We start from the raw sequence: 3,811 nt of genomic DNA on the forward strand, positions 1-3,811 counted from the left end.
CTGCGAAAGCGTAGTTGTTTTGTTGTTTGCCATTTAATAGGCTTTAGCGTTAGTAAAGCGGACGCGTCCCCACTACCTATTGAGTCTTATTATAATTTTTCAAATAAAAACAAGACCAGCACGAGGCAGCTCCTAGACAGAACTACAACACCAGTCTTTAGTATTATTATACATTCCTTAAGGGCACTGTCAATCTTTTTATATTTATAACATGATAAAATATGCTTTTGCTATGATCACAACAGCATTCTCATTATAAGTATAACTGTCTTGTATTAAGTTTATTCTACACGCGTGTTAATAATCTCATTGGGATTTTATATATGCCATGTAATTGTTGGTTACCATTCGGTGAAGGCACTGAACAAGTTCTTACTTGAATCTTTGAATATAACTCGTTTACCCATATAGAGAATGGATCAGGTGTTGCTGCATCTAAGCAGATTTCATGATACTTTCTAATAATACCCGCACACAGGTCTGCAAGTTGTATACCCTCTTCTACTTTAGAGCTTACAAAAAACGCAGATTCAACAATTGATGCACAATTATTACCTTCTCCAGAACGAAACAAATAGTTTTTCATTTTGTTGGATATAAGCATGTCATTTCCTTCATCTTGAGAATCAAAAGAAACAACGCACTTTTTACCACGCATTTCAGAGTATCCATTGATACGTTGGAGCAAAAACCTATAATGATTAGGAAATGTAACCTCTTCTAGTTGAATTGGTATTGTAGGTTTGTCCATAACTATAGCAAAAACCTTTAAATTCAAAGTAGTACTTAGTACCTCGTTAACGACACGATCTGCAAATATCTTGTTATTAACATTTTTAGTAATTGACTTTTTCTTAAGCACATTCACTGCTTTAAGTTCCACATCATAACGACCATAAACGTCTAATTTGATTCTATACATCTTTCTCATAATATTTCTAACTTCATCCTTTGGAATACATACAGCCGCAAGTACTGGCTGTTGAGTTGAGTCATTAGGATGCGGAAAACCACTTTCATCAATATAAGCTAACATAGTACTCCTCCATTAGTATTTATTCTCTTAGAGTACTATACAAATTATTTAAATCATAGATTTTTCTAAGAAATCACCTTCGTAACATGCTACATAATTTGATTCAGTTTTCTAAATACTCGAATGCTTTACTCCCAATCCACTACTACCCTCTTTTGATATAACACCCATTCTCCAACATTTGACTGCATGATTATGTGAACCTGACTGGTTTCACGGTGAACATTGATATTTGATACAAACTTCTTCACATACTCATTCATCAACTGCGGATTCTGCACCTCATCATCCAGCATTCCAATCATCACTCGAATATCATGCATCAACGACTTCAACGTTTCTTCAGATAGTTCCAATTCGCTATATGCGTCTCTGATCTTTTCCAGCTCAGTTTGTTTAACAACTAGCTCTCCTTTCAAATCCTCCAACATATCTACGTAGTACGCCTTTCCAACGCCGCTTTTGAGTTCTCCTTCAAGTTGAGTAATACGGCGATCCAAATAGGCGACCTCCGATTCCAAGTTGTTTTTTTCGATCCAAATATGTCTATTGGCATCCCCATGATACTTCCGAATCTCTTCTTCAAGTTGATTATCGAATGTAAGACGCAGCAGCACACTTCGCAGCTTGTTCGTTACAATTTGTTCAATACGCTCTTTTCTCCAACTTACATACGGACAGAAATCTTTTCCTTTCCGCATATACCCGCCACAAACGTAATATCTCTGTCCGCCATATTTCTTCGTTGTCGCCGTTGAATTGCCTACCATCCGCGATCCGCATTTGTCACAACAAAATACGCCCCTAAGCCAAAACGGAGAACTCTTCTTTATCTGACTGTCCCGATGTATGACTCCACCACCATTATGACGCTCTTTCGCTTTTTGCTGACAACGATTGAATAAATCTTCATTAATGATGGCTGGATGTGCATTCTCTGTGATAATCCATTCTGAACGATCTCGCCACTTATTGCCTTTCGTTTGATAATCTTGTTTATTCCATATCTTGCGGCCCAGGTATGATTGGTTATGGATCATCGCACGTACCGTTGTCGCTGACCACTTCCCTCCTTTTTGTGTAGGCACCGCCTGATCATTGAGCATGGATGCGATTTTCTTATAACCGACATTCTCATACGCATATTGATGAAACATCCAGCGGATCGTCTCGATTTCTTCACGTGGTCCCAGTACCCAAACCGCTTTCGTTTTCTGATGCCCTAAAGCCATGTGTTCAGTACGATAACCATAAGGTGGCGTGCCACCGTTGTTGTACCCCTGCTTCGCATTCTGTGTCATCCCTTTCCGAACTTCGACAGCTAGGTTTGCATTAAAAAACTCCGATATGACTTCTAACATTCCTTCCAGCAGCATGTCTTGTGGAGTTTCGGATTGCGTTTGTTCCGTGACTGAAATGACTTTGACTCCATATTGATTGAGCAGAGCTTTATAGATCACGTGATCGTCGCGTTTGCGAGAAAAGCGATCAAACTTATGCACGACTACGGCATCAAATGGACGATTTGAGCGTTTGGCCAGAGCAATCATCTTCTGAAATTCTGGGCGGTCATCTGTTTTAGCCGATCTCCCTTTTTCGATAAATTGATGCGTGATTGTCCACTCTTTCTCCAAACAATATTGTTGAATCGCTTTAACCTGTGCCGGAATGGAAAGTTCTTTCTCTGCTTGGCGATCTGACGATACTCTTGCATAAATGGCTACTTTCATTGAAACCTCTCCCTATGCTTAAATTTGGGCATAAAAAAAGCAGGTACACCGTGATGGCGTACCTGCGATCAAACAAGATTATTTAGTTTTGCTTTGCTTTCTCTGCATCAATGAAGATTGGGCTGCATCCCAGAGCTGCTGATCGACGATAGCAGGATGGGCATCCTCAGTTATCACCCACTCTGAAATCTCATTACGTTTACCGTCTGCATCCTTCTTTTTATTCCATACGCGTTGTCCAAGGTAGACCGGATTCGCCAAGATCGAAAGGACTGTGGATGGCGACCAACGTTTACCGGCGATAACAGATTGTCGATTCAACTCACCAGCTATTCTCTTGCCCCCCTGCCCTTCTGCTGCCATTTGAAATATCTGACGAATCAATGCAACCTCATGCTTCGCTCCAAGCTCGTACATGACCTTTCTGCCGATCTGAGTGCGACGATAGCCAAAGGGTACTCTGCCGCCGCAATGGAAGCCCTGAGCGGCGTTCTCACGCATCCCCTTTAATGTTTCGTGCCGCAAATTGACGTTATAGAATTCGCTGATGACTTCGAGCATCGACTCCAATAGAAAACCATGTGGAGTGTCTGCTTCAATAGGTTCAGATGCAGATACAACCACAACGCCATGTTTTTTGAGTAAGGCTTTGTAGATTGCATGATCTGCACGACTGCGGCTGAATCGGTCAAACTTGTGGACGACAATAGCTTCAAAAGTTTTATTCGTTTTTTGTGCGATGCCAATCATTTGTTGAAAGGCAGGACGTTCATCTGTTTTTGCGGATCTGGCTTCGTCAACATACTCTGCAACGATGTTCCATCCACGTTCATCCGCATAGCGTTGTAACGCTTCTCGTTGTGCAGGAATTGAAAGTTCGCGTTCTGCTTGTTGTTCTGAAGATACGCGAAGATAGGTTACGACATTCATTTGTATGTTCTCCTTGTTTGATGGATTAGACACTTTTGACAACGACAACGACAACGACAACGACAACGACAACGACAACGACAACGACAACGACAACGACAACGACAACGACAAC

General features: G+C 41.1%; 3 protein-coding genes. All 3 read right to left on the bottom strand.

What is annotated here, in order from left to right; genetic code table 11:
- Positions 1–286: 286 nt before the first annotated feature.
- The 3 genes from HRQ63_RS25605 to HRQ63_RS25615 all read right to left on the bottom strand — a co-directional run bounded on the left by HRQ63_RS25605 (position 287) and on the right by HRQ63_RS25615 (position 3,696).
- The gene (locus tag HRQ63_RS25605) at positions 287–1,036 is read right to left on the bottom strand and encodes a DUF3800 domain-containing protein (RefSeq protein WP_172247938.1); all 750 of its coding nucleotides are present in this window, start codon (positions 1,034–1,036) and stop codon (positions 287–289) included.
- A gap of 128 nt (positions 1,037–1,164) precedes the next feature.
- Positions 1,165–2,766: a recombinase family protein gene (locus HRQ63_RS25610; RefSeq protein WP_172247939.1), complete on the bottom strand. Its 1,602-nt coding sequence runs from the start codon at positions 2,764–2,766 to the stop codon at positions 1,165–1,167.
- 78 nt (positions 2,767–2,844) lie between these two features.
- Positions 2,845–3,696, bottom strand: coding sequence for a recombinase family protein (locus tag HRQ63_RS25615; protein WP_172247940.1), 852 nt, complete (start codon positions 3,694–3,696; stop codon positions 2,845–2,847).
- Positions 3,697–3,811: the final 115 nt, after the last annotated feature.

Source organism: Saccharibacillus endophyticus, from assembly GCF_013185185.1.
Lineage (GTDB): Bacteria > Bacillota > Bacilli > Paenibacillales > Paenibacillaceae > Saccharibacillus > Saccharibacillus endophyticus.